Source organism: Paenibacillus peoriae (assembly GCF_022531965.1).
Classification (GTDB): Bacteria; Bacillota; Bacilli; order Paenibacillales; family Paenibacillaceae; genus Paenibacillus; species Paenibacillus polymyxa_D.
The window spans coordinates 2214069-2240168 of the sequence record NZ_CP092831.1; the positions used below are offsets into that span (position 1 = coordinate 2214069).

Consider the following 26100-nt stretch of genomic DNA (forward strand, 5'->3'; position numbering starts at 1 on the left):
TCCATGGCTAAAATACGTACAGGTCGGGTTGGCGAGCAGATCAAGAAGGAGCTAAGCCGACTCATCCAAACTGAATTAAAAGACCCCCGCATCGGTTTTATCACGGTAACGGGTGTCGATCTTACAAATGATTTGTCCCAAGCGAAAATATACTTGAGCGTGCTCGGGGATGAAGAACAAAAAAATTCTTCCCTGAAAGCATTGGACAAAGCGAACGGTTATCTTCGTTCTGAACTCGGCAAACGGATACGGCTGCGCCATATTCCTGAGTTGATTTTCAAAATTGACGAATCTATTGCTTACGGCAGTCGAATTGAAAAACTGCTGAGTGATATCGACAAGGATGAAAAATAAAACTTTTAGTTTGTCTGAAGGAACCATGAACTGAATGTAAAGGAGAAGGCAATGCATACCTATGAACAGGCGCTTCAACAAGCGAAGGAATTTATTCTGGAGCATGATGATTACCTGATCGTATCGCATGTACAGCCGGACGGAGACGCAGTCAGCTCCACCGTAACGGTGGGCTGGCTTCTCTCATGTCTGGGGAAGAAATTTACCATGCTGAATGAGGGACCTATTCCCAAGCGCATGGATTTTTTATGGCATGCCGATGAGATTATGGATATGAGCCAGCAACCGCCAGAACGGAAATACAATCGGATCATTTGTGTAGATTGTGCGGATTACCGTCGTGTTGGTTTGACAGAGCAGTTTTTTACGGAAGATGCCATTATCCTGAATATTGATCATCATCCAACAAATGATGCTTATGGTACAGTTAATGTGATTAAGTCGGATGCTGCGGCAACAGCGGAAATTCTTTTTGATCTACTGGAAGAGTTTGCAGTAACCTGGGACGTCGAAGTAGCAACGGCTGTATATACAGGGTTGCTGACGGATACAGGAGGTTTCCGCTACTCCAACACTTCACCGAAAGTAATGTCTACGGTGTCACAGCTACTTACTTACGGTGTAGATGGTCCCTCTTTATCCGAGAAATTGCTCGAAGAGATGACCTTTCCACAAATGAAGGTGCTGACAAAAGCATTGCAAACGCTCACGATGTCGGAGGATGGAAAAGTCGCTTGGGTCGTTGTATCACCTGACGATATGACAGAATGTGGCGCTGTAAATGAGGACTTGGAAGGCATCGTGAATTACCCAAGAAATATTCGTGGTGTTGAGGTAGGCATTTTCTTTAAGGTTATTAATGATCAAGCGGTCAAGGCCAGCTTGAGATCGGCAGGGAATGTAGATGTAGCCGCGCTGGCTCAATCATTTGGAGGCGGTGGACATGTGCGTGCGGCTGGCTGTCGGCTAGAGGGTAAACTGGAAGATATCATTAAGACAGTTGTAGGGCGGGTGAAGTCTGAGCTATGAACCCGATAAAGAAGGAACAGGCAACTTGGGAAGGCGTCCTACCAGTCTATAAACCTGCTGGATTTACCTCTCATGATGTGGTGGCCAAGGCTCGCCGTTTATTAGGTATGAAGCGAATCGGACACACTGGAACGCTTGATCCGCAAGTAACCGGTGTTTTGCCCTTGTGTCTGGGACGTGCCACCCGCGTGGTGGAATACATGCAAGAGCGGCCCAAGGAATATCGGGCTACACTGCGATTAGGCATTGCCACGGATACCGAGGACCTGACTGGGGAAATTACGGAAGAAAGTGAACGTCCAGTAGAGGTGACGGAAGTGGAAGTCAAAGCGGTTCTGAAGCATTTTGTTGGTACGATCTCCCAAGTGCCTCCAATGTACTCCGCGCTAAAAGTGGACGGCAAGCGTCTATATGAGCTGGCTCGAGAAGGCAAAACTGTTGAGCGCCAAAGCCGTGAAGTAAGCATTTATGAGTTGGAGATGACGGGATTCGCGGAGACGGGGGCGTATGTGGATATTTCTTTTCGTGCCTTATGCTCCAAAGGTACTTATATCCGTACACTGTGTGTTGATATTGGCCGTGAATTAGGATATCCTTCAACGATGGTTAAGCTGGAGCGAACCATGTCTGCGGGAATTCCTGCGGAACGTTGTCTGACTTTCGAAGAGATAGAGCGTTTCGTAGCGGATGGCAGTCTTGGAGAGCGGCTTATTACAACGGATCAGGCGATTGACTATATGCCTGAGCATATAGTGGCTGAAGCCAAGGTAACTGCGGCTCTGCAAGGCCAACGCCTGTCGCTGAATATGATTTCACCACCTGTGACGGACAACCAGCCCTTCCGTTTGTATAAAGAGGATAAAACGTTTTTAGGCATATTTGGTCGGGATGAATCAGACGCGATTGCTCCCATTAAAGTTTTTTTACCTTGAATTGTGCTATAATTTTGACGAAGTTAGTCAAATGATGTGAAATGCAGGTGAATTAATAATGATTACCGTATCGTTATCTTATCCATTGAGTGATGAGCTTTTGCAGCAATGGGGACGTCCACAGGTCACGGCGATCGGTCAGTTTGATGGTCTTCATCTTGGACACGCAAGCGTGATACGCGAGGCCGTTGCGCTGGCTCGTGAACAGCAAATGCCGGTATCTGTCATGACATTTCACCCTCATCCGAAGGAAGTCATGAAAAAAGGCGATTATGAAGGTTATTTAACACCGCTTGCGGACAAGCAGACTATTCTGGCTGATATGGGTGTGGATGTACTTTATATTTTGAGTTTTAACGAAGAATTTTCCAAGGTCAGCCCTGAGGCGTTTATGAGCGACGTGCTGCTTCCATTGCAAATTCGAACAGCGGTAGTAGGCTTTGATTTTCGGTTTGGCCACCGGGGAGCAGGGCATGAGAATACACTTCGGACGCTGGGGGGAAAGCTGATGTCTGTGCACACCGTACCACCGTTCGAACTGGATGGGGACAAGGTGAGCAGCTCTGGAATTCGCCGTGCTTTACAGACTGGGGATCTAGCGCATGCCTCTCGCTGGTTGGGACGTCCTTATCGTATCCAGGGTACTGTAATGGATGGGGAGAAGCGTGGACGTACGATCGGTTTTCCGACCGCTAATCTCAAACTGAATGATACTTACGTGATTCCGATCAAGGGTGTATACGCTGTACGAGCACTAGTAGGTGATCGTTGGATAAACGGTGTAATGAATGTAGGGGTTAAGCCTACTTTCCATGAAGGTGTGCTGAATCCGTCGTTTGAGGTACATCTATTTGATTTTAATCAGCAAATTTATGGAGAGTCTGTACTTGTGGAGCTTCACCACTACATCCGTCCTGAACGCAAATTCTCTTCGGTGGATGAGCTGATCAACCAAATTGGCAATGACGCACAAACGGCTAAAAAGCTGTTAGGCTAATTTATTTACATAAGACAGGCGCTGTGTTATACTGACTTATGTTGTGTAAACAACGATGAACCTTAGCTTGGTTGTCCGCTTTCACCGGCGGCTACGAGGCTAATGGCGATTATAATGAAGGAGGTGAACAGGATGGCATTGACTCAAGAGCGTAAACAGCAATTGATCGAGGAGTACAAAACTCATGAATCCGATACAGGATCACCAGAGGTACAAATCGCTATCCTTACTGAAAACATCGTCAACTTGCAAAGTCACTTTCGTTCGCACAAGAAAGACCATCACTCCCGCCGCGGGTTGTTGAAAATGGTCGGTCAGCGTCGTAAACTTTTGGCTTACCTGAAGAAGACTGATGTTAAACGTTACAGTGCGTTGATCGAGCGTCTCGGACTGCGTCGTTAATTTTCAGACATGTAATGAGAAAAGAAGCCTGGTTGTTCACCGCTTGTCCCTGCTAAGGCGACGGCGGACAGCAGCCGGGTTCTTTTTTGAAATGAGGAATCTTTTTTTGAATTACATATCCTGATTTGCCTGCGAGCTTCTTATGAATAAGACCTGCGCAGGAAATACTGAATATGTATAGAACTTTTACAATGAAATGAAATGGAGGGATACCATGGAGCAACGCGTAGAAATGCAGCTCGGCGGAAGAAAGCTGGTGCTGGAAACAGGACGTCTTGCGAAACAAGCCAATGCGGCAGTTAAAGTGAGTTACGGAGAAACAGTTGTGCTTTGTACCGTGACCGCTTCCCGTGAGCCGAAAGATTTGGATTTTTTTCCACTGACCGTAAACTATGAGGAAAGATTGTATGCTGTGGGGAAAATTCCTGGCGGATTTATTAAACGTGAAGGACGTCCGAGTCAAAAAGCAATTTTGTCCAGCCGTTTGACAGACCGTCCAATTCGCCCATTGTTCCCGGAAGGTTTCCGTAATGATGTACAGGTGTTGAACCTGGTTATGAGTGTCGATCAGGATTGCGAACCTGAAATTGCAGCAATGATCGGAACCTCGGCAGCACTTAGCATTTCGGATGTACCTTTTAATGGGCCAATCGGTGGAGTCGCTGTAGGACGTGTAGACGGACAATTTGTGATTAACCCGGATATTGCACAGCAGAATGCAAGCGACATGTACCTGGTTGTAGCCGGAACGAAAGATGCCATCATGATGGTAGAAGCCGAAGGCAATGAGATTCCAGAGGAAGTTATGCTGGAAGCCATTATGTTCGGTCATGATGAGATTAAGAACATTGTGGCAGTCATTGAACAATTGGTGCAAGTAGCAGGTAAAGAGAAAATGCAGGTTAAACTGCATGCTGTTGATGAAAAAGTGAACAGTGAAGTACGTGCTTATGCAGCTGAACGTTTAATGGAAGCTGTTAAAATTGCAGAAAAACATGCCCGTCAAGAGGCGATTGATGCAGTCAACGAAGAGACAGTTGCCCATTTTGAAGCACAATACATAGAGACACCAGAGCTTTTGAGCGACGTGAGCGAAGTTCTCTATGATATCGTCAAGGAAGAAGTACGTCGTCTGATCACGCATGATAAAGTGCGTCCTGATGGTCGTAAGCTTGACGAAATTCGTCCGATTGAAAGCGACACTAGCATCTTGCCGCGTACTCATGGTTCGGGCTTATTTACACGCGGTCAAACGCAAGCACTTAGCATTTGTACACTCGGTGCATTGGGTGATGTGCAAATTTTGGACGGTATTGATCTGGAAGAAACAAAACGCTTTATGCATCATTACAATTTCCCGCCATTCAGCGTAGGGGAGGCTCGTCCTTTGCGTGCGCCAGGTCGTCGTGAAATCGGACATGGTGCTCTTGGTGAACGTGCGCTTTCCAAAGTAATTCCTTCCGAAACTGAATTTCCATACACCATCCGTCTGGTTTCCGAGGTACTGGAATCGAATGGTTCGACTTCACAAGCTAGTATTTGTGCAAGTACACTGGCTATGATGGATGCAGGTGTACCAATTAAAGCTCCGGTTGCAGGTGTAGCGATGGGATTGATCAAGGATGGAGATCATGTCTCCGTATTGACTGATATCCAAGGTATGGAAGATCACCTGGGCGATATGGACTTTAAAGTTGCTGGTACTGCGGAAGGCGTAACTGCCATTCAAATGGATATTAAAATTAACGGTATTGACCGCCAGATTTTACAGGATGCGCTCAAGCAAGCTAAAGAAGGACGCTTGTTCATTCTTAGCAAAATGATGGAAGCGATCCAGAAGCCACGTGAGCAGTTGTCTCCGTATGCTCCAAAAATTATGACGATGCACATTAACCCGGACAAAATCCGTGATGTTATTGGAGCTGGTGGTAAAATCATCAACAAAATCATCGAAGAAACCGGCGTGAAAATCGATATTGAACAAGATGGTCGTGTGTTCATCGCTTCCACAAATCAAGAGATGAATGAAAAAGCACGTTCCATTATTGAGGGTATCGTAAAGGAAGTCGTGATCGGTGAGATTTACATCGGTACAGTAAAACGGATTGAGAAATTCGGTGCATTTGTTGAAATTTTACCAGGTAAAGATGGTCTGGTTCATATTTCTCAACTGTCTACTGAGCGAGTAGCCAAAGTTGAAGATGTAATTGCTATTGGGGATACAATTACGGTGAAAGTAACCGAAATTGATCAACAAGGTCGTGTCAATCTGTCCCGTAAGGCTGTTCTGACAGCAGAAGCACCTGCAAAATCCTAGGACCTGCATGTTGCAGACTAGAAAGACAGGAGTCGCTTTTCGTATTAACAGTACAAGGGATTTGCATAGCATTGTTTAAGCTTTTGGAAAGAGGCAGAGCTACGTTTCTGGCTCTTTTTTCATACATATGCACAAGCTGCGCCAAAGTGGGCTTTTAGAGGCTACTGCGTCATAGTTCTTGTCCTCTCCGCATACAATGTGGACAAACGGGCGGGAGGCTGAAGGAATCATGAGTAGGACAAAAAGAGCAGTGTGGGTGGTAGCCAGTTTAGCCATCACACTGGTAATCGGACAGTTTAGCGGGGTTCGTGACTTCGCTGATCAATTACGCAATGGAGACGTTATAGGAGTTGGGGAGCCTAAAGTTGAAACAACGATGGCGATGGCGGCTTTACCCGATAATGCGCTTATGCAGCGACTAAGAACAGAAGCAGCCCGTCAGCGGCGGGAGCCAGTTGATGCCAAGATCGACAGGGTATGGAAGGCTATTCCAGGCTATAACGGGCTGGAGGTGGATTTGGATGCTACCTATCGCAAAGCGATTGCATCTCCGGATCGACCTATTCAATATGTATATCGGCAATTGGCACCTAAAATACATTTAAATCAGCTCGGTAATGTTCCAATTTACAGGGGGAACCCCGAAAAGCCGATGGTATCCCTCATGATCAATGTAGCATGGGGGAATGAATTTATCCTGCCGATACTGAACACGCTGGATCAGGAAAAGGTCAAGGCTACATTTTTTCTTGATGGAAGTTGGTTGAAAAAAAATCCAGATCTCGCCAAGGAGATTCAAAAAAGAAGGCATGAGCTTTCGAATCATGCTTACTCTCATCCCAATATGAGCCGTCTGAGTCGGGCCAGAGCCACACAAGAAATTGAAAAGACTCAAGTGCTTCTTCAAGAAACTTTGGGTATCAAAAATTACTGGTTTGCCCCTCCTTCGGGTGATTTTAATCAGCAAACGGTGGATATAGCAGCAGAAAGTGGGCTCAAAACAGTGTTGTGGACATTGGACACAGTAGATTGGAAACATCCGTCACCGGAATCGGTGATTAACAAAATCAGTAGTAAGGTAGAATCAGGCTCCCTGATATTAATGCACCCAACAGATTCCTCAGCGGCTGCTCTCAAAGGCATGATCCATGCCATTCGTAGTAAGGGACTTATGCTCGGAACTGTCAGTCAGACGCTTTCCCCTGATCGGCAACTACCTGTTCCGGTTGAGTGAACGTCTTTTTTCTGTTAGGATTGAACATTATGGCTAAGTATGCAATTCAGTTTAGGAGGGCCAATCGTGGAAAGAATTCAACTCAAAAACGGCCTAAGAGTGGTCATTGAAAAAATTCCAACCGTGCGTTCAGTTTCTTTCGGCATCTGGGTTAAAACTGGCTCCCGGAATGAAACGCCGGACAATAGCGGTATCTCTCATTTTATCGAACACATGCTTTTCAAAGGAACAGAGCGTTTTAACGCTAAGGAAATCGCTGAGCAATTCGATGCCATCGGAGGAAATGTTAATGCTTTTACTTCGAAGGAATATACATGCTATTATGCCAAAGTGTTGGATGAGCATCTACCGATCGCAGTTGATGTGCTGTCTGATATGTTTTTTAATTCCAAACTAGATCAGGAAGAATTGGCAAAAGAGAAGAATGTGATTTTGGAGGAAATCTCCATGTATGAGGATACACCGGATGATATGGTGCATGATCTTGTATCTCGCGCCGCCTATGGTGAACATCCACTGGCTTATCCTATTCTCGGAACCGAAGATCACCTGCTTGCTATGGATAGCTCACATCTCAGCCATTACATGAGGGAACATTATACAATCGACAATACGGTTATCAGTGTGGCTGGTAATGTTGACGATCGCTTGGTAGAATTGTTGGAGCGACATTTTGGACATTTTGACAATCATGGAACCGTTTCGCCGCTGACAGTACCTGCGTTTAACGGTGAACTGTTGTATCATGAGAAAGCAACGGAGCAAAATCATATTTGTTTATCCCTACCTGGATTTGCAACGGGTGACGAACTCCAGTATGCTATGGTTTTGCTGAATAACGCGATCGGCGGCGGCATGAGTTCACGTTTGTTTCAAGAAATTCGGGAAAAGCGTGGGCTTGCTTATTCGGTCTATTCCTATCATAGCTCCCATGCGGACAGTGGCATGTTCACGATCTATGCAGGTACGGCTCCTAAGCAAACAAAGGACGTGCTGGATTTGACTCTGGAGCTTTTACAAGATGTGGCTGTCAACGGTTTAGACGCTAATGAGCTTCGTAAAGGTAAGGAGCAATTAAAAGGAAGTTTGATTTTAAGCCTTGAAAGTACAGGTAGCCGGATGAATCGGCTTGGAAAAAATGAATTAATGCTTGGTCAGCATTATACGCTGGATCAAATGATCGAACATATCGAGCAAGTGACGGCGAATGATGTGAACAAAGTGCTGGATCGGATGTTCTCGGAGCCGTTTGCCCTGTCGATGGTGGGAGCGAGTGATTCAGCGGTAAAGGATATGAGGAGGGACTATTTTGTTAACTTACGTGGAAATTAACAGACTCGCGGGCAATGAAGATATTGAGCTGCCCCGCAAAATGTCAGAGCTTGCATCAGGGTTTGACTTGTATGCAGCAGTACAGGAAAATCTGGTACTGGAACCCGGCAAGCGTTGCCTCGTTCCAACCGGATTTGCAATAGCTATGCCGGCGGGATTGGAGGCACAGATCCGTCCGCGAAGTGGACTGGCTCTTAAGCATGGTATTACTTGTCTCAATACACCGGGAACAATTGATGCGGATTATCGTGGGGAGATTAAGGTACTTCTTATTAATTTGGGCGAGGAATCATTCACGATTACGCGCAATGAGCGAATTGCACAAATGGTATTTCAAGTTGTACCTGAGGTAGAGCTGAAACAAGTAGACCAATTATCTGAAACAGTGCGTGGTGCTGGAGGCTTTGGTCATACAGGACGCTGAGGCGATGGTTGGTTTAAAATGTACGAATATCTATTTTGTAAAAGCTTCGAATTTACTTGCTTAAGAGCATGTATGCATATAAAGGTCGCCTCATAAAGAGGCGGCTTTTTTTTGTGTTTTTTCACCCCTTTCCGGGCACTCGCATAGACTAAAAGCATATCGTGTCTCGGAAAGGAGTGATCCGGATGCTAACAGGAATACGCGTCGTTGTTTTGGGTGGCGATGCGAGGCAGCTTGAGGTAATCCGTAAATGTGTGGACATGGATGCTACCGTCAGTGTGGTCGGTTTTGACAAGCTTGAAGTACCACTCAAAGGAGTGACACTAGAACCACTGTCTGTCAAGCTGCTGGAATCGTCAGATGCATTGATTTTGCCGGTGGTGGGATGCGATGAGGAAGGCAACGTAAATGCACTTTTCGGAGCACAGAAGCTTCAGTTCCTGAATGAGCATGCTGCTGCTCTTCCACCTCATTGTATTGTATATACAGGAATGGCGCGGACGTACTTAAAAGAAATTTGTACCAGACATGAGTTAAAGCTGGTAGAGCTGCTGGAGCGAGATGATGTGGCCATATACAACTCTATACCTACGGCCGAAGGCGCACTGATGATGGCCATTCAGCATACTGATTTTACGATTCACGGTGCAGATTGTATGGTTCTAGGCATGGGACGGACTGGATTTACCATGGCAAGGGCACTACAGGGATTGGGAGCTAGAGTGAAGGTTGGAGTACGGCGGGCAGAGGATGCAGCGAGAGCCGTGGAAATGGGTTGGAAGCCTTTTATGACAAGGGATTTAGCACATGAGACAAAGGGAGTTGACTTGATTTTTAATACGATACCCTCTATGATTATCACAGCACAAATCCTGTCTAAATTGCCACTGAGCACCGTGATTATAGATCTTGCTTCCGCCCCGGGCGGATGTGATTTCCGTTATGCGGAAAAGCGTGGAATCAAGGCTATGCTTGCCCCTGGTCTTCCCGGTATTGTTGCTCCCAAAACTGCTGGTGCCATTATAGCGAATACGCTGGTGCAGTTGTTAATGGAAGATAATCCTGATCGGGGGGATGCACAATGAGTTGGCAAGGGAAAACAGTAGGTTATGCAATTACAGGCTCACATTGCACATTTGAAGAGGTAATGCCTGTTATACAGCGCTTTGTTGATGAGGGTGCAAAGGTCGTCCCTATTATATCCAATACAGTGCTAACAACGGATACTCGCTTTGGTACTTCGCAAAGTTGGCAAAAACAGTTGAAAGATATAACAGGGAATGATATCATTTCTACAATTGTGGAGGCTGAGCCACTGGGTCCCTCCCAAATACTCGATGTGCTGGTGATTGCACCTTTGACGGGGAATTCGATGAGTAAGTTAGCGAATGCGATGACAGACAGTCCGGTTTTGATGGCTGCCAAGGCGCAATTGCGCAACGGCCGTCCACTTCTTTTAGCCATATCTACTAATGATGGACTGGGCCTAAATGCTGCCAATATCGCCAAATTACTCGTAGCCAAAAATATCTTTTTTGTACCGTTCGGACAGGACAATCCAGTTAAAAAGCCGAACTCGCTTGTAGCTAACATGGAGTTGATTCCGGAGGCTGCTTATGAAGCATTGCAGGGCAAACAACTTCAGCCGATGATTGTGGAACGCAAGACCCCATGAAGTATTATAGTTAACTGCTGAGCATCCCTCGCCTAGAAGATGATTCGATATTGTATCGGGTCTAATTTCTTGTTGGCGGTGGATGCTTTCAGAATAAAAAATGGTTTTTTAGTCGAGAAGGGGAGATATACCAGATGAGCAATAGAAAGTTTAATGTAGCTGTCGTTGGAGCGACAGGCGCTGTAGGAGAACAGATCGTAAATCTGCTGGAAAAACGGGATTTTCCTGTGGACAAAATCAAATTTCTTTCTTCGCCTCGTTCTGCCGGCACGTTAATTAGCTTTAAAGGTCAGCAAATTCCAGTAGAGATTGCTACCCCCGACAGCTTTGAGGGAATCGACATTGCTTTGTTTAGTGCAGGTGGAGACGTAAGTAAGGAATTGGCGCCGCATGCTGTTCGTCATGGGGCAGTTTGCATTGACAACACCAATGCATTCCGAATGGATCCGACAGCTCCTCTTGTAGTGCCTGAGGTGAACAGCGACAAAATTGCCGAGCATCAAGGCATTATTGCGAACCCGAACTGCTCCACCATTCAGATGGTAGCTGCTTTGAAACCATTATATGATCAGTATGGCATTTCTCGTATCATAGTATCCACATACCAGGCCGTTTCCGGGGCTGGAAGCCGAGCTATTGATGAATTGAATCGTCAAAGCGCAGCGATTCTTAACGGTGATGAAGTTCAGCCTGATCTGTTGCCAGTAGGCTCGTTGCCAGTAAAACATCAGATTGCTTTCAATGCTATTCCGCAAATTGATAAATTCCAGGACAATGGTTATACACTGGAAGAAATGAAAATGGTACGTGAAACGAAAAAAATACTGGGTGACGAATCTGTGGACGTAACAGCAACGTGTGTACGTATTCCTGTTGTATATGGTCACTCGGAATCTGTATATGTAGAACTTAAAAAAGATTATGATTTAGAAGAAATCCGTAATTTGCTGGCTTCAGCACCGGGAGTAACGCTAGTGGACGATCCTGCTGCTCAGCTTTATCCACTGGCATCTGAAGCTGCAGGAAAACCTGACGTATTTGTGGGGCGTGTACGCCGTGATTTGGGCAATAGCCGTGGATTGAATTTGTGGGTCGTATCCGACAATCTGCTCAAAGGAGCGGCATGGAACGCGGTGCAAATCGCGGAAATTATTGCTGCAAACGCGGAGTAACGTTCCAATATGGGGGAAAAATAATGGGTATTTTGGTGCAAAAATTTGGAGGAACCTCGCTTTCCACACCTGAAGCACGTAAACTTGTGTTGGAACATGTGAAGAGGGAGCTGGAACAAAATCTTCAATTGGTTGTTGTTGTGTCGGCCATGGGGAGAAAAGGAGAGCCTTATGCCACCGACACGCTGCTGGATTGGGCGGTGTCTAACGGCGACAGTCTGCCAAAGCGCGAACGGGATTTATTGCTGTGCTGTGGTGAAATTATTTCTGCTGCTACATTATGCAGCCTGATGGAGAAGGAAGGTATTCCTGCTACAGTGCTAACTGGGGCACAGGCGGGCTTTATTACGGATGATCAATACGGCAATGCTCGTATTTTGGATATAAAGCCAGACCGTGTTGTTGAAGAGTTGAACCAAGGCAGAGTTGTCATTGTGACAGGTTTTCAGGGACAAACAGCAGACGGTGATATGACTACCTTGGGTCGGGGAGGCAGCGATACGTCAGCTACTGCTCTAGGTGCTGCTCTACATGCAGATATGGTTGATATTTATACGGATGTGAATGGTATATTGACCGCCGATCCGCGCATTGTGGAAAACGCAAAGCCGCTTACACATGTTAGCTATACGGAGATTTGTAATATGGCTCATCAGGGAGCAAAGGTTATCCATCCTCGTGCTGTTGAAATCGCCATGCAGGCTAATATCCCGGTCCGTGTTCGCTCTACCTTCTCCGAAGGAGAAGGTACGTTAGTTACCCATCCGGAAGGCTTTAAAGACGTGCAGGCAGACATCGTAGACCGTTTCGTGACCGGTATTGCGTATGTTGGCAATGTCACTCAGATTAATGTTGAATTAAAGCCGGGTATGGAGCACTTGCAATTACAAGTGTTCAAATCTATGGCTGAACATGGAATCAGCGTTGATTTTATTAATGTAACGCCATCGGGGGCAGTTTATACTGTGTTCGATTATGATGGAAGCAAAGCGGTTGAAGTATTGAACGGGTTGGGTCTAGAACCTAAGATACTGGCCGGATGTGCTAAAGTTTCTGTCATAGGCGGTGGTATCAACGGGGTACCGGGCATTATGGCGACGATTGTGGAGGCATTGGCAGAATCAGACGTACAGATCCTTCAATCCGCAGATTCCAACACGACGATCTGGGTACTTGTTAAAAAAGAAGATATGGTGCAGGCTGTACGCGCATTGCATAATAAATTTGAACTCCATCAATAGGTGCATGGTCCGTGCTCGGATTTGCAAAAAGGAGGCAGCATGGTGAACTTCGGCAGATTGATTACCGCGATGGTGACACCTTTTGATCAGCAAGGAGAGATTGACTGGACTGCATTGTCCTCGTTGATTGATTATTTAATAGAAGAACAGCATTCAGAGTCACTTGTTGTATCTGGAACAACAGGAGAGTCTCCTACCCTGAGCGATGATGAGAAAATCAAGTTGTTTGCTTTTGTTGTAGAAAAAGCAGCTGGACGATGTAAAATTATTGCCGGGACTGGCAGCAACAATACGCGTCACTCCATTCATCTTACCCGTGCCGCGGAGCAGGCAGGAGCAGATGGTGTTCTACTGGTAGTGCCATATTATAATAAACCGAATCAGGAAGGGATGTATCAGCATTTCGAAAGTATTGCAAACTCCACATCCCTTCCAGCTATACTGTATAATGTTCCAAGCCGTACTGGAGCGAGTCTAACAGCTGAAACAACGCTGCGTCTTGCACAAATTCCAAATATTGTGGGAACCAAAGAATGTGCATCACTTGCGCAGGTTACACAGATTGCAGCGGCAGCGCCAGAGGGTTTTTTGGTTTATTCCGGGGATGATGCTTCTGGGTTGCCTGCTATGGCTGTAGGTGCTTATGGTATTATCAGCGTAGCGAGCCATGTGGTAGGTGCTGAAATGAAGCAGATGATCGATTCACTTGTAGGAGGACACTCGCAGGAGGCAGCAAAGTTGCATCAGCAGTTGTTCCCGATTTTCAAGGGTTTGTTTGGCTGTCCTCATCCTCTGCCTAATCCAGTGGCAGTAAAATATGCATTGGAATTACGGGGGATTAGGGTTGGTTCGGTTCGGTTGCCGCTCATTCCTCCAACTGAGGATGAAGCGGAATTTATTAAGAAATTATTTACCCGCTAAAGACAAATAGGAATGTAGGATATTAATTAATACTAAGGAGTAACCTTGTTAAGGGCAGTCGGTAGGTACAAAACCGATAGAGTTTATTGTCTGACAAGGTCCTCCAGCATGAAGGACGTTCTTATAGGACGTCCTTTTTGCTGTGCTTTTAACCATGCATATAGATAAAATGACAGATACTAATGGTTTGAGACGGCAATGGGAAACCTAGCGTAACGAACAGGATGACTTGTTTTTTCGTATTTTAATCATGTATAATGGGGTCAAGTGACTGGGTGCGGTATTTTTTTGAAAATTAAATAACAAATCAAGGTACGACGTCCAACTACCATAGGAGGTTTAGATTCATTTGTCTAAAAAAACAAACAACGATAAATTGATGATTTTCGCTTTGGGCGGCGTCGGTGAAATCGGGAAAAATATGTATGTCGTTCAATACGGCAATGACATTGTCGTGGTGGATTCCGGTCTGAAATTCCCGGAAGAGGACATGCTGGGCATTGATATCGTTATTCCTGATATTTCCTACCTTACAGAGAACCGCGACAAAGTAAGAGGCATTGTGCTGACTCATGGTCACGAGGACCATATCGGCGGTTTGCCTTACGTGTTGAAACATTTGAATGTACCAGTATATGGTACCAAATTGACGCTGGGATTGGTGGAAAACAAGCTGAAGGAAGCGAATCTGCTTGGTGAAACCAAACGTATTTTGATCAATGCTGATTCCGAAATCAAGCTGGGTTCCACACTAAAAGCAACCTTCTTCAGAACCAACCATAGTATTCCGGATTCTGTAGGTGTATGTATTGATACTCCTGAAGGCGCTGTTGTTCATACTGGTGACTTCAAATTTGACCATACTCCGGTGAACGGACAATATGCAGATTTGCAGCGTATGGCTGAAATTGGCACACGTGGCGTACTGGCTCTTTTGTCAGACAGTACGAATGCCGAGAAACCGGGCTTTACACCTTCGGAAAAGAGCGTTGGTATTGTGCTGGAAGACATTTTCCGCAAGTCGAGACAGCGTGTGGTCGTAGCCACTTTTGCTTCTAACGTACATCGTATTCAGCAGGTAATTAATGCTGCTGAAGCAACGGGACGTAAAGTAACAGTTATTGGTCGAAGCATGGTTAATGTCGTAGGCATTGCTTCGGACTTGGGCTATTTGGAAATTCCGGATGGAATGCTGATTGAGCCTGAAGAAGTTGGCAAAATGTCAGCGGACCGTGTAGTTATTCTCTGCACAGGCAGTCAGGGCGAACCGATGTCCGCTTTGACAAGAATGGCTCGTTCCACACATCGAAAGGTTGACATTCTTCCAGGGGATTCAGTCATCATTGCAGCTACTCCGGTACCGGGTAATGAAAAATACGTTGGACGCACAATTGATGAACTGTTCCGTCTGGGTGCCAATGTATATTACAGCGCAGCTAATCCAGGTATTCACGTTTCTGGACACGGAAGCCAGGAAGAACTTAAGCTGATGCTGAATCTGATGAAACCAAAGTTCTTCTTGCCAATTCATGGTGAGTTCAGAATGCAACGTCGTCACGCCCTTCTTGCTGAAGGCGTAGGTATTGAGCCTGAAAATATCTTCATCACGGATATCGGTGAAGTCATTGAAATTCAGAATGGCGGAGCACGCAGAGCTGGTAAAGTTACAGCAGGTAACGTACTGATCGATGGACTAGGCGTAGGGGATGTAGGAAATATCGTATTGCGCGACCGTAAATTGCTGTCACAGGACGGTATTTTGGTGGTGGTTGTCACGCTGAGTAAGCAAGACGGAACGATTAAATCGGGTCCAGATATCATTTCCCGCGGTTTCGTTTATGTCCGTGAATCGGAAGGTTTGCTTGATGAAGCGAATCGTATTGTCTCAAGTACCCTGCATAAGCTCATGAGTGAAAATGTAAATGAATGGGCTTCCCTCAAGACAAATGTCAAGGATGCACTGGGTCGCTTCTTGTATGAGCAAACTCGTCGCAGACCGATGATCCTGCCAATTATAATGGAAGTGTGATTCAATTGAAATTTGTTCAAAAACCTGAATTAAAAACTTAAGTCACAGGCACACAGTCGCCTCTCTTCCCGCAGGAAATATTGGACGGTTTCCGCGGAAGGAGAGGCTTTTTTGATTTTTCGGGGCAAGGAAAAGCATGGGGGTAGGTATAAAATATTCCATTTACATCCCATACTATAGGGTGACTACGGGTCATATAGATGCGTAAAGCGAAAGGAAGATCACCCATATGGAACAATACAGCAATCTATCATCTGGCAACGAGGAAACGGAAACGCCAGATCAACCAGAAATTGGGCAAAGACCCGCGTTACCTGCTATGGAGGCTTTGCAGCAACTGGGTCAAACCTCCATGCCTGGAGGCGAGTCCAATATTTTTTGCATGACGATTATCGGTCAGATTGAAGGGCATCTCATTTTACCGCCTCAAAACAAAACGACAAAATATGAGCACATTATTCCCCAACTGGTAGCGGCAGAACAAAATCCTCGTATCGAAGGATTAATGATTTTGCTGAATACAGTTGGTGGTGATGTAGAGGCAGGACTGGCTATTGCTGAAATGATCGCATCGATGAGTAAACCAACGGTGACCATTGTGATAGGCGGGGGGCACAGCATCGGTGTGCCGATTGCTGTGTCTTCCACTTATTCCTACATTGCGGAGAGTGCGACGATGACCATTCATCCTATTCGTATGAGCGGACTGGTCATTGGAGTCCCACAGACTTTTGAATATATGGAAAAAATGCAGGAGCGTGTCGTACGCTTTGTCGTTTCTCATTCTCGTATTACAGAAGAGCAGTTTAAGGAATTGATGTTTAAAACCGGTGAGTTAAACCGCGATATTGGTACAGCGGTTGGGGGAGCCGATGCAGTGAAGTATGGATTGATGGACGCGGTTGGAGGGATCGGAGAGGCTTTAAAACAGCTGAACACCATTATTGAAACGCGGCGTCAGCAAAACGGGAACGCTGGGATCCAACAGCAGGCTCCGTATGCTCCTTTTATTCCCAGTGCCACAGGAACTCCTACAGAGACACTGTCAGGGGAGCATAGCGGGGAGCTATCTCAATGACATTATATACTGTAATGCCAATGGAAATGGTGTGGCAAGGGATGTGGAAAGAGGCTGAGGAGCTTGCAGAGGTTCGAGTAGACGGTCTACTTATGCAGGTACAGCCGCTTGAAAGTCGTCGGGGGATCATTGTACGGTTGTTGGACTGCCCGCTGGAAGCCTACCTGAATCCGCGTTATGGACCCGGTCAAGTCATCGAATGGTCGTAGAAGGTGTCGAATAGTATAGAAATCGGTCATTTACTGCTGAAAAAGAACATATGTGCGGATACCGGGTGACGTGGTATAATATTCTTCTGGGGGGTGACCTTGTATGTCCAGAAGAAGAAAAAGAAAAAAGAAAGCCGCATTTGGCGGAGTTCTAAAATTTGAAATTTACGGCATTGTGCTGATTACATTAGCGGTCATTGCGTTGTCGGGTGAAGCGGCAGTTGGTCGGTCGCTATCCAAGATGTTTGGGCTCGTATTGGGGAAATTCTATTTTGTTATCCCTCTGATTGGCATTTATTATGGTCTGATGGTGATGATTCACCGCAAGTGGCCGAACCAGTGGAACTCGCGTAAAACGGGTTTGCTCCTGTTGGTATTTGCCTTTACACTTATGAGTTCTATTTCATCTATGGAGCAGCGTTTGGGGCCGATCAACGCGCTTCAGCCGGGCGGAGTGATGACCCAGATACATATAGATATGCGCGAGCAGTTGCTGTCGCCTGATCAGCAGGGCCATTCCTCAATGCTGAACAAGGATATCAGCGGGGGTTACGTAGGCGCGTTGCAGCTTACTGTTCTGTTGTGGCTGTTTGGTCTCACGGGAGCTAAACTGATCATGATTGTTATGTTCGTCATTTGTTTCATGCTGATGACCCAACTGTCCTATGTGGATTTGGTGCGGATTGTAAAAACCAAGCTGCTAGCAGCTGGGGGAAGTGTGCGCAAAAAATGGACTGGTAAAGCTACTCCGCTTTCGGCATCTAGCAAAGGTAATGGAAATAGAAAGATCAAGTCTGAGCCGATTCCTGCCTATGAGGAAGACATGGATGATGACTTTGACGAAATGCAGCCTCCTGCACGCAAACAACCGATTTTCTTTCAGTTGTTTGGTCTTAAGAATTCAGATAAAGCGGACAAGGAAGAGCATTCCGTCGATGAGGATGATCATGATTTTCCATATGAAGCTGAGGACGCGCAGGCCCAGTGGAGAAACGGCAACCAGAGTGAAGAGGTGTCTGACGTAGTCGAACACGCTGAGCAGGAAGCTGCAATTCCGGTAAAAAGGTCGCCGATTATTAGGGATTTCTTCGAACAAGTAAAGCATGAGGAAAGAAGAACGGAAGCTGAATTTGGAGAGTCCCTGACAGGGGCAGAGCAGACGACTTCCGTTATTGACGAACCCCTGGATGATGACTTTGTGGGTGCCAATGCGAATAAGGATATGGATGATTCGACTACGATCCAGGGGACATTAGAAGGTGCTCAGGGACAAGCTCAGACGATTGCAACTGGGGTGGCAGGCGAAGAGGTTGAAGGTACCCATACAGCTATCCCGGCTCAACCGCCGCCTAAACCGTACAAGCTACCATCGTTTCGTTTGCTTGCTAAACCACAAAATGCAGGCAAAGGTATGGGACAAAAGGATTATATGCAAACGGCACGCAAACTGGAAGCAACGCTGGAAAGCTTCGGTGTGCGGGCGAAGGTGCTGGAGGTTGTCCGTGGCCCTGCCGTAACACGTTATGAAATTCAGCCGGACATTGGAGTGAAGGTCAGCCGTATTGTGAGTCTGACGGATGACATTGCGCTTGCGCTTGCTGCCAAAGATATCCGTATGGAGGCTCCAATTCCTGGAAAATCTGCTATCGGAATTGAGGTTCCGAATAATGAAGTTTCCATTGTAACGATGCGTGAGGTAATGGAGACAACCGTTTTCCAGGAGTCAGCTTCCAGCTTGTCTATTGCATTCGGACGTGATATTGCAGGACAGACGATTGTCGGTAATTTGGCCAAGATGCCCCATCTTCTTGTAGCTGGGGCAACAGGTTCGGGTAAATCAGTGTGTATCAATGGGATCATCACGAGTATTTTGTACAAAGCAAAGCCGGATGAGGTCAAATTTTTGATGGTCGATCCTAAAATGGTGGAGTTGAACGTGTACAACGGAATCCCGCATTTGTTGGCTCCGGTCGTGACTGATCCAAAGCGTGCCTCACTTGCATTGAAGAAAATTGTAGTTGAAATGGAAAAAAGGTATGAGTTATTTTCCAAATCAGGAACCCGTAATATTGAGGGATACAATAATTTGATGAAAGATAACCCGGATGCATTTCTGCCTTACATCGTCGTTATTGTGGACGAGTTGGCAGATTTAATGATGGTAGCTGCGGGAGATGTGGAGGATGCGATTGCACGACTTGCCCAAATGGCGCGTGCAGCAGGCATCCACCTTATCATTGCAACGCAAAGACCTTCGGTTGACGTAATTACCGGGGTAATTAAAGCCAATATTCCTTCACGTATTGCCTTCGGCGTTTCCTCGCAGGTAGATTCCCGTACTATATTGGATATGGGTGGAGCCGAGAAGCTGCTCGGACGTGGTGATATGCTGTTCATGCCAATGGGTGCTTCTAAACCAGTCCGCGTTCAGGGAGCGTTCATGAGCGATCAAGAAGTCGAAAATATTGTTAACTATGTACGTGAACAGGGTGAAGCGCAGTATGATGAGACGCTAGTGCCGGAGGTGGAAGAGGTATCGGCTGATGCAGATGAAATGCTGGATGAGCTGTACGATCAGGCTGTCAACATCATTTTAGAGGCTAAACAAGCTTCCGTTTCGCTCCTTCAGCGCCGTATGCGGATCGGTTATACACGTGCTGCTCGACTGATTGACTCCATGGAAGCTCGCGGAGTCATCGGCCCTTACGAGGGCAGCAAGCCCCGTGAGGTTCTTATCTCAATGGAGCAATATCAGCAAAATAAAGTTAGTTCCTAAGCATTATCTCTATCCAGCACTACATTAAAACGCTGTTCGTTCGCAAGGTAGTTGTTCTAAAATGACAACTCCAAGTGTACAAACAGCGTTTTTTTGTGATGTTTTTTTGAGGTGTGGCGACTACCTGCTGAAAGAAGATTAAAAGGGTGAATAGCTTTAAGCGGAGCTTGTCATAATAAACGTAGCCATCCTGTTAATCCCACAAAAGAAAGGTAGAGCGCAGCATATGAAAAAGACAATGGTCTGGATTTGCACGGGTATCCTCGCAGCCTCGGCTATTACGTACACAGGACTTTTTAAAAATGACTCTGCACAGCAGCAAGCAGAGTCGCTCAGCACACAGCAGAAAGTACAAGCGGCGCAACCATCCGAGCCGACATTCAGCTCGGGAGCGGTTGATTTTGGATCTTACGGTCAGGATGTATATGAGTTGCAATCACGTTTGAAGTTGCTGGGCTTTTTTGGCGGGAAAGTGGACAGCCATTTTGGCAGCAGTACACTAAAAGCTGTTAAAGGTTTTCAAAAGGAATTTGGTATCCGTCCCGATGGAGTGGTCGGAGCAAAGACGAAATTAAAGCTGGTGAATGCTACCCCTAACTGGAAGCCAACGGAAACTCCTATGCATCGTAACAATCAAGGTTCCGCTCAGGGACAGACAGCGGGCAATAATGATAAAGCGGATCAAAATGATGAAACAATGGGTTCGGCCAACACCATGGGACTATCTGCAAACGATCTTAAGATTTTGGCTAATGCGGTCTACGGTGAATCCCGTGGCGAGCCCTTTGAAGGGCAGGTTGCCGTGGCGGCGGTTATTTTGAACAGGGTTAAATCACCTAGTTTTCCAAATACACCATCTGGGGTGGTTTTCCAGCCGGGGGCCTTTACAGCTGTAGCAGACGGACAAATCTGGCTTACGCCGAATGAAACTGCACAGAAGGCAGTACGACAGGCGCTGAACGGCTGGGACCCAAGCGGAGGATGTCTCTATTATTTTAATCCAAAAACAGCCACCTCCAAATGGATTTGGACCCGTCCGCAGGTGAAAACCATCGGGGAACATATTTTTTGCATGTAAAACGCCGAAGCAGCCGGGAGCTTGTCTCCGGTTGCTTCTTGGCTTTTGCATGGTTAGAATAAAGATTGGTACACTTTACCTCTTTACAGGAGGACGATTTACAGCAGCTAATGCTAATCAAAGGCTAGACGCCAATTGACGTCACAAAGGAGTTTTGGACTTGAACAAAACAGGTTTCGAGCGTGGCACACGCAGACAACTGAGGATTCATGTACTGCCAACCAAGCGCTTTAAGACGTTTGCTATATCATTGTATGTAGGCACTCCGCTACGGGAGGAAACCGTAACTCGAGTGGGGCTGGTACCTTTCGTTCTGCGCCGGGGTACAGAATCGTATCCGCAGACTACACAATTCAGAGAACAGTTAGAGCAATTGTATGGCGCAGGTTTCGGATTCGATGTGTATAAACGTGGAGATTATCAGATCGTGCAATTTCGCATGGATACGATTAATGACAGCTTTGTAAACAGTCCGGATAGTTTGCTGGATCGTTCGTTTGCTTTCCTTGGAGAAGTGCTGACGAAGCCTGCATTGGAAAATGATGCATTTCAAACTGGATACGTTCAGCAGGAACGAGAAAATGTGCGCAAGAAGCTGGAATCTATAGTTAACGATAAAATACGTTATGCTGGTGAGCGCTGCATGGAGGAAATGTGCAAAGATGAGCCTTATCGTCTGCACCCTCTTGGTCAACGATCTGATCTGGACAGTATAGATGCACAGAGCTTGTATGAGGCTTATGGAGAATGGCTGAATCATGCCAGCATGGATTTATACGTTGTGGGAGATACGACGCTAGAAGAAGTTGAGAAGTTTGTTGATCGCTATTTTCAATTGAACCGTTCAGCGGAAGCAGGGTATGTTCCGGAACAGCCCAAGTCGGTAGAGCGTGATGTTCAAACTGTTGTAGAGCGTCTTGATGTGAACCAGGGCAAGCTCAACATGGGATTGCGGACCCCTATTACGTATGGTGACGATCGCTATGCATCCGCTCTGATGTACAATGGCATTCTGGGCGGGTATCCGCATTCAAAGCTGTTCGTTAATGTAAGGGAAAAGGAAAGTTTGGCGTATTACGCTTCATCGCGATATGACGGGCATAAAGGGATTGGTACGATTCAATCTGGTATTGAAATTCCTAATTATGAAAAAGCGGTTACTATTATCCGCAAGCAACTGGAAGATACGCAAAACGGAGCGATTACTGAGCTGGAAATGACCCAAACGCAGGCGATGATTCGCAACTTGCTGAAGGAGATGCAGGATTCCGCTTTTGAGATGATCGCCTATGATTTTAACAGACAGCTTTCCGGTAAAGAGCGGACGGTAGATGAGCTGCTGAGTCAGGTGGAGGCAGTCAAGGTGCAGGATGTTCAGGATGCCGCCCGGACGTTCCGACTGGACACTATTTATTTCTTGAGAGACCAGAAAGGGGAATAACGGTGGAGCATATACCTTATGAGCATTTGCAGGAAACGCTGTACTATGAAGTAATGGATAACGGCTTACACGTTTATGTGTTGCCCAAACCGGGTTTTCAGAAGACGTACGCCACATTTGCGACTAAATACGGCTCGGTTGATAATCATTTCCGCGTAGAAGGTCAACAGCCCGTAAAGGTGCCGGATGGCATAGCCCATTTTTTGGAGCATAAAATGTTTGAAGAGCCTGAAGGAGATATTTTTGCTACCTTTTCCTCTAATGGTGCATCGGCGAACGCATTTACGAGCTTTGATCAAACCGTATATCTGTTTTCGGCAACTGAGCGTATTCAAGAAAATTTGACCACGCTGGTCAATTTTGTTCAACATCCTTACTTTACAGATGAAAATGTAGAGAAGGAAAAAGGCATTATTGGCCAGGAAATCAATATGTATGAAGATAACCCCGATTGGCGGAGTTACTTTGGTCTGATCGAGGCGTTGTACAAGGTCCATCCGGTGCATATTGATATCGCAGGTACGATTCAATCCATCAGTACGATTACAAAGGAAACGCTGTACAGTTGCTATGAAGCTTTCTACCACCCAAGCAATATGATTCTTTTTGTAGTGGGAGGAGTGGATCCAGCTGAAGTAATAGAGCTGGTACGTAACAATCAGGCCAAAAAGGACTATAAGGCGCAGGGAGAGATTGAGCGGATTTTCGACGATGAACCCACTACAGTTGCAGAACCACGTCGTGAGGTGAAGCTGGCCGTTTCTCTGCCAAAGCTACTGTTTGGATTCAAGGAGGCAGAAGTAGGTTTAACGGGTGAAGAATTGCTTCGTCATGATCTGGAAACCAAGCTGATGCTTGATCTCCTATTTGGTTCCAGTACACAACTGTATCAAAAGCTCTACGATGAGGATCTGATTTCGGACAGTTTTGGCCATGAGTACAATAGTACGCAGCAATATGCATTTTCCGCAATCGGTGGAGATACCAAAGACCCGGATCGGCTGTTGGCGAGAATACGTGAAGAGGTGGAGTCCATCCAGAAGCAGGGCTTCGCAGCAGAACATTTTGAACGGGCACGCAAAAAGAAAATCGGTGGTTATCTGCGTACACTCAATTCACCAGAAAATATTGCGCATGAATTTACAAGACATCGCTTCCGGGGCAGTGATTTTTTCCAACTGCTTCCGGTTTATGAAAGTATTACGCTTGAGGATGTAAATCGCCGTCTGAAAGATCATATCCAGTGGGATCAACTCGCAATATCACTAGTGGTGAGTCCGTAATGTCCAGGGAGAGGGAAACGATGACCACTGAGGGCGGAGAATTAAAAGCGATTGGCGATACAACTGTGCTGATTACAGGAGCGAGTGGCGGAATTGGTGCGGCTATTGCTGAGCGTTTTGCAGCTGTAGGGATGAATGTGGTCATTCACTACATGAAGTCCCATGAAAAAGCAAATGAAGTTGCCCGTCGTTGCATGGCTTATTCGGGCAAGGTTATGACCGTGTCAGCGGATCTGCGGAGCAAGGAGCAGATCGAACGCATGCGGGAAAAGCTGGATAATCACGGGATGAAGCCGGATATTCTTGTGAACAACGCCGGATTATCTCATTATGGGCTGTTGACAGATGTTTCGGAAGAGGAATGGGACGAAGTGATGGCAGTCAATGTTAAGGGAACCTTTCTGTGTACGCAGGTTTTTATGCCACATATGATTTCCCAACGCTATGGCCGCATTGTGAATGTTTCCTCCGTGTGGGGGATATGTGGCGCTTCGTGCGAGGTGTTGTATTCCACCACGAAGGGAGGCATTAACGCTTTCACTAAAGCGCTGGCTCAAGAAGTAGCACCTTCCGGGGTGACAGTGAATGCAGTAGCTCCAGGTGCAGTGAATACGTCGATGCTGGATCATTTAGATGAAGGCGAAATTACCAGTTTGGAAGAAGAAATTCCTGCCGGACGATTGGCTCGACCTGATGAGATATCATCCCTGGTTTATTTTCTTGCGCTTCCTGAGTCAGGTTATATTAATGGCCAGGTCATAAGTCCTAACGGAGGATGGGTGACTTAAGGGAAATAGCGCTTGGAGGAATCCACCAGTATAGTAAGCGTCTGAGAAGAGCATATTACAACTGTTGATTTTAAATCTGAATCATCTAAGGAGGATTTAAGTATGTCAACAGTTGTTCAGAATTTTGATGTTTGGAAAAAGTTCCTCGGTCAGCGTGTAGAGCAAGCGGAGAAGCTGGGAATCAGCCAAGATACCATTTCAGAGCTTGCTTATGAAATCGGTGATTTTCTGGATGAGAAGGTCGATCCAGCCAACCACTCCAACCGCGCATTGAAAGAACTGTGGGGAGTTGCCGATGAGGACGAGCGTCACACCATCGCCCGGCTAATGGTTAAATTGGCCAAGAGCAACGCATAAGTAAGAACCAACATGAAAAGCTCCCTTTTGGGGGCTTTTCTGTAATGGTTACAGAGCTGTTCTTGTAATTCCCTTGTAATTTATATATCATAAACGTGATTGAGGCTTACAACACAATGCAGCCTATCAAATTTCAATAATTGGTTTTGTCGAAAGATGTTATTTTATGATACAATAATGCTTTGATTTGGAGTTGTTGACGGTTTGAATGTGAATGAGGTGCTAACGTGACGGAAGAAACGAAACAGTGGTACATGGAGTACAAGATACATAAAAATCGACCCGGACTGCTGGGAGACATTGCTTCCATGCTTGGTATTCTGGGGGTTAATATACTGACGATCAACGGTGTTGAAGGTGAAAGACGGGGAATGTTGCTTGAAACAGACGATGATGAGAAGATACGTATTCTCGGAGACACGTTAAAAAAAGCGAGCAACATTACAGTCACGGCCTTACGTGCTCCGAGACTGGTTGATATATTGGCAGTAAGACATGGCCGTTACATCGATCGGGATTCGGATGATCGTAAAACATTTCGCTTTACACGCGATGAGCTTGGGTTGCTGGTCGATTTTTTGGGTGAAGTATTAAAGAGGGACGGCAATCAGGTGATCGGTCTTCGCGGGATGCCACGTGTGGGCAAAACGGAATCCATTATTGCCAGTAGTGTATGCGCAATGAAGCGTTGGACTTTTGTATCTTCGACGCTACTAAGACAGACGGTACGCAGTCAGCTCTCTGAAGAAGAAATGAACCCAAACAATGTGTTTATTATTGATGGTATTGTGAGTACAATTCGGTCAAATGAAAGACATTATCACCTGCTTCAGGAAATTATGAGCATGCCAAGTACTAAAGTGATTGAGCATCCTGATGTATTTGTACGTGAGTCGGGATACAGCTTTGACGATTTCAATATCATTATTGAACTTCGCAATAATCCGGCTGAGGAAATTATTTATGATACCTTTACAGCCAGTTATACAGAAGATCTTTAAATAAGCGTAATTACACAAGGAGATGATGAC

Annotated in this window: 24 protein-coding genes; all 24 read left to right on the plus strand. The window is 46.0% G+C overall.

The annotated features are described in order from the left end of the window. Positions 1–3 precede the first annotated feature (3 nt). Positions 4–354, plus strand: coding sequence for a 30S ribosome-binding factor RbfA (gene rbfA, locus MLD56_RS10130; RefSeq protein ID WP_029517023.1), 351 nt, complete (start codon positions 4–6; stop codon positions 352–354). A 51-nt stretch (positions 355–405) separates the two neighbouring features. Continuing rightward, the gene (locus MLD56_RS10135; RefSeq protein ID WP_029517024.1) at positions 406–1383 is read left to right on the plus strand and encodes a DHH family phosphoesterase; all 978 of its coding nucleotides are present in this window, start codon (positions 406–408) and stop codon (positions 1381–1383) included. Beyond that, positions 1380–2315 (plus strand): tRNA pseudouridine(55) synthase TruB, encoded by a 936-nt coding sequence (gene truB, locus MLD56_RS10140; protein WP_029517025.1) that lies wholly within the window; start codon positions 1380–1382, stop codon positions 2313–2315. The genes MLD56_RS10135 and truB overlap by 4 nt, the downstream gene beginning before the upstream one ends. Positions 2316–2373: 58 nt before the next feature. After that, on the plus strand, positions 2374–3312 hold the full coding sequence (locus MLD56_RS10145; protein WP_029517026.1) for a bifunctional riboflavin kinase/FAD synthetase: 939 nt from the start codon (positions 2374–2376) through the stop codon (positions 3310–3312). Positions 3313–3444: 132 nt separating this feature from the next. Further along, positions 3445–3714, plus strand: a complete 270-nt coding sequence (gene rpsO / locus MLD56_RS10150; RefSeq protein WP_007430074.1) for a 30S ribosomal protein S15 — start codon at positions 3445–3447, stop codon at positions 3712–3714. Positions 3715–3928: 214 nt separating this feature from the next. Beyond that, positions 3929–6031, plus strand: coding sequence for a polyribonucleotide nucleotidyltransferase (gene pnp, locus MLD56_RS10155; protein WP_029517027.1), 2103 nt, complete (start codon positions 3929–3931; stop codon positions 6029–6031). A gap of 229 nt (positions 6032–6260) precedes the next feature. Beyond that, the gene (locus MLD56_RS10160; protein WP_193373349.1) at positions 6261–7265 is read left to right on the plus strand and encodes a polysaccharide deacetylase family protein; all 1005 of its coding nucleotides are present in this window, start codon (positions 6261–6263) and stop codon (positions 7263–7265) included. A 66-nt stretch (positions 7266–7331) separates the two neighbouring features. Beyond that, the gene (locus MLD56_RS10165; protein WP_029517029.1) at positions 7332–8597 is read left to right on the plus strand and encodes a M16 family metallopeptidase; all 1266 of its coding nucleotides are present in this window, start codon (positions 7332–7334) and stop codon (positions 8595–8597) included. Further along, positions 8575–9021: a dUTP diphosphatase gene (dut, locus tag MLD56_RS10170; RefSeq protein WP_013309936.1), complete on the plus strand. Its 447-nt coding sequence runs from the start codon at positions 8575–8577 to the stop codon at positions 9019–9021. Before MLD56_RS10165 ends, dut begins: the two co-directional genes overlap by 23 nt. A 185-nt stretch (positions 9022–9206) precedes the next feature. Beyond that, entirely contained in the window at positions 9207–10106 is a 900-nt protein-coding gene (dpsA, locus tag MLD56_RS10175) for a dipicolinate synthase subunit DpsA (RefSeq protein WP_029517030.1), read from the plus strand. Next, a complete protein-coding gene (locus tag MLD56_RS10180) occupies positions 10103–10696 on the plus strand; it encodes a dipicolinate synthase subunit B (protein ID WP_029517031.1) in 594 nt (197 codons plus the stop codon). Before dpsA ends, MLD56_RS10180 begins: the two co-directional genes overlap by 4 nt. 134 nt (positions 10697–10830) lie before the next feature. Continuing rightward, complete coding sequence (locus tag MLD56_RS10185) at positions 10831–11868, plus strand: aspartate-semialdehyde dehydrogenase (protein WP_013309939.1); 1038 nt, start codon at positions 10831–10833, stop codon at positions 11866–11868. Between the two features lie 23 nt (positions 11869–11891). Then, positions 11892–13109, plus strand: coding sequence for an aspartate kinase (gene dapG, locus MLD56_RS10190; protein ID WP_029517032.1), 1218 nt, complete (start codon positions 11892–11894; stop codon positions 13107–13109). A 39-nt stretch (positions 13110–13148) separates the two neighbouring features. Continuing rightward, positions 13149–14030 (plus strand): 4-hydroxy-tetrahydrodipicolinate synthase, encoded by an 882-nt coding sequence (gene dapA / locus MLD56_RS10195; protein ID WP_029517033.1) that lies wholly within the window; start codon positions 13149–13151, stop codon positions 14028–14030. Between the two features lie 349 nt (positions 14031–14379). Next, positions 14380–16059 carry a ribonuclease J gene (locus MLD56_RS10200; RefSeq protein ID WP_013309942.1) on the plus strand — a complete coding sequence of 560 codons (1680 nt, stop codon included), beginning with the start codon at positions 14380–14382 and terminating at the stop codon, positions 16057–16059. Positions 16060–16288: 229 nt separating this feature from the next. Then, positions 16289–17137 (plus strand): ClpP family protease, encoded by an 849-nt coding sequence (locus MLD56_RS10205; RefSeq protein ID WP_029517034.1) that lies wholly within the window; start codon positions 16289–16291, stop codon positions 17135–17137. Continuing rightward, on the plus strand, positions 17134–17346 hold the full coding sequence (locus tag MLD56_RS10210) for a YlzJ-like family protein (RefSeq protein ID WP_023988229.1): 213 nt from the start codon (positions 17134–17136) through the stop codon (positions 17344–17346). The genes MLD56_RS10205 and MLD56_RS10210 overlap by 4 nt, the downstream gene beginning before the upstream one ends. Before the next feature lie 103 nt (positions 17347–17449). Further along, entirely contained in the window at positions 17450–20122 is a 2673-nt protein-coding gene (locus MLD56_RS10215) for an FtsK/SpoIIIE family DNA translocase (RefSeq protein ID WP_029517035.1), read from the plus strand. 226 nt (positions 20123–20348) lie between these two features. Next, on the plus strand, positions 20349–21200 hold the full coding sequence (sleB, locus tag MLD56_RS10220) for a spore cortex-lytic enzyme (protein ID WP_029517036.1): 852 nt from the start codon (positions 20349–20351) through the stop codon (positions 21198–21200). Between the two features lie 160 nt (positions 21201–21360). Further along, complete coding sequence (yfmF, locus tag MLD56_RS10225) at positions 21361–22641, plus strand: EF-P 5-aminopentanol modification-associated protein YfmF (RefSeq protein ID WP_029517037.1); 1281 nt, start codon at positions 21361–21363, stop codon at positions 22639–22641. Between the two features lie 2 nt (positions 22642–22643). Continuing rightward, positions 22644–23924: an EF-P 5-aminopentanol modification-associated protein YfmH gene (yfmH, locus tag MLD56_RS10230; protein WP_029517038.1), complete on the plus strand. Its 1281-nt coding sequence runs from the start codon at positions 22644–22646 to the stop codon at positions 23922–23924. 20 nt (positions 23925–23944) lie between these two features. Further along, a complete protein-coding gene (gene ymfI / locus MLD56_RS10235; RefSeq protein WP_029517039.1) occupies positions 23945–24712 on the plus strand; it encodes an elongation factor P 5-aminopentanone reductase in 768 nt (255 codons plus the stop codon). A gap of 102 nt (positions 24713–24814) precedes the next feature. Further along, entirely contained in the window at positions 24815–25069 is a 255-nt protein-coding gene (locus tag MLD56_RS10240) for a DUF3243 domain-containing protein (protein WP_013309950.1), read from the plus strand. Positions 25070–25296: 227 nt separating this feature from the next. Continuing rightward, positions 25297–26070 (plus strand): DUF3388 domain-containing protein, encoded by a 774-nt coding sequence (locus MLD56_RS10245; RefSeq protein ID WP_013370747.1) that lies wholly within the window; start codon positions 25297–25299, stop codon positions 26068–26070. Positions 26071–26100 lie beyond the last annotated feature (30 nt).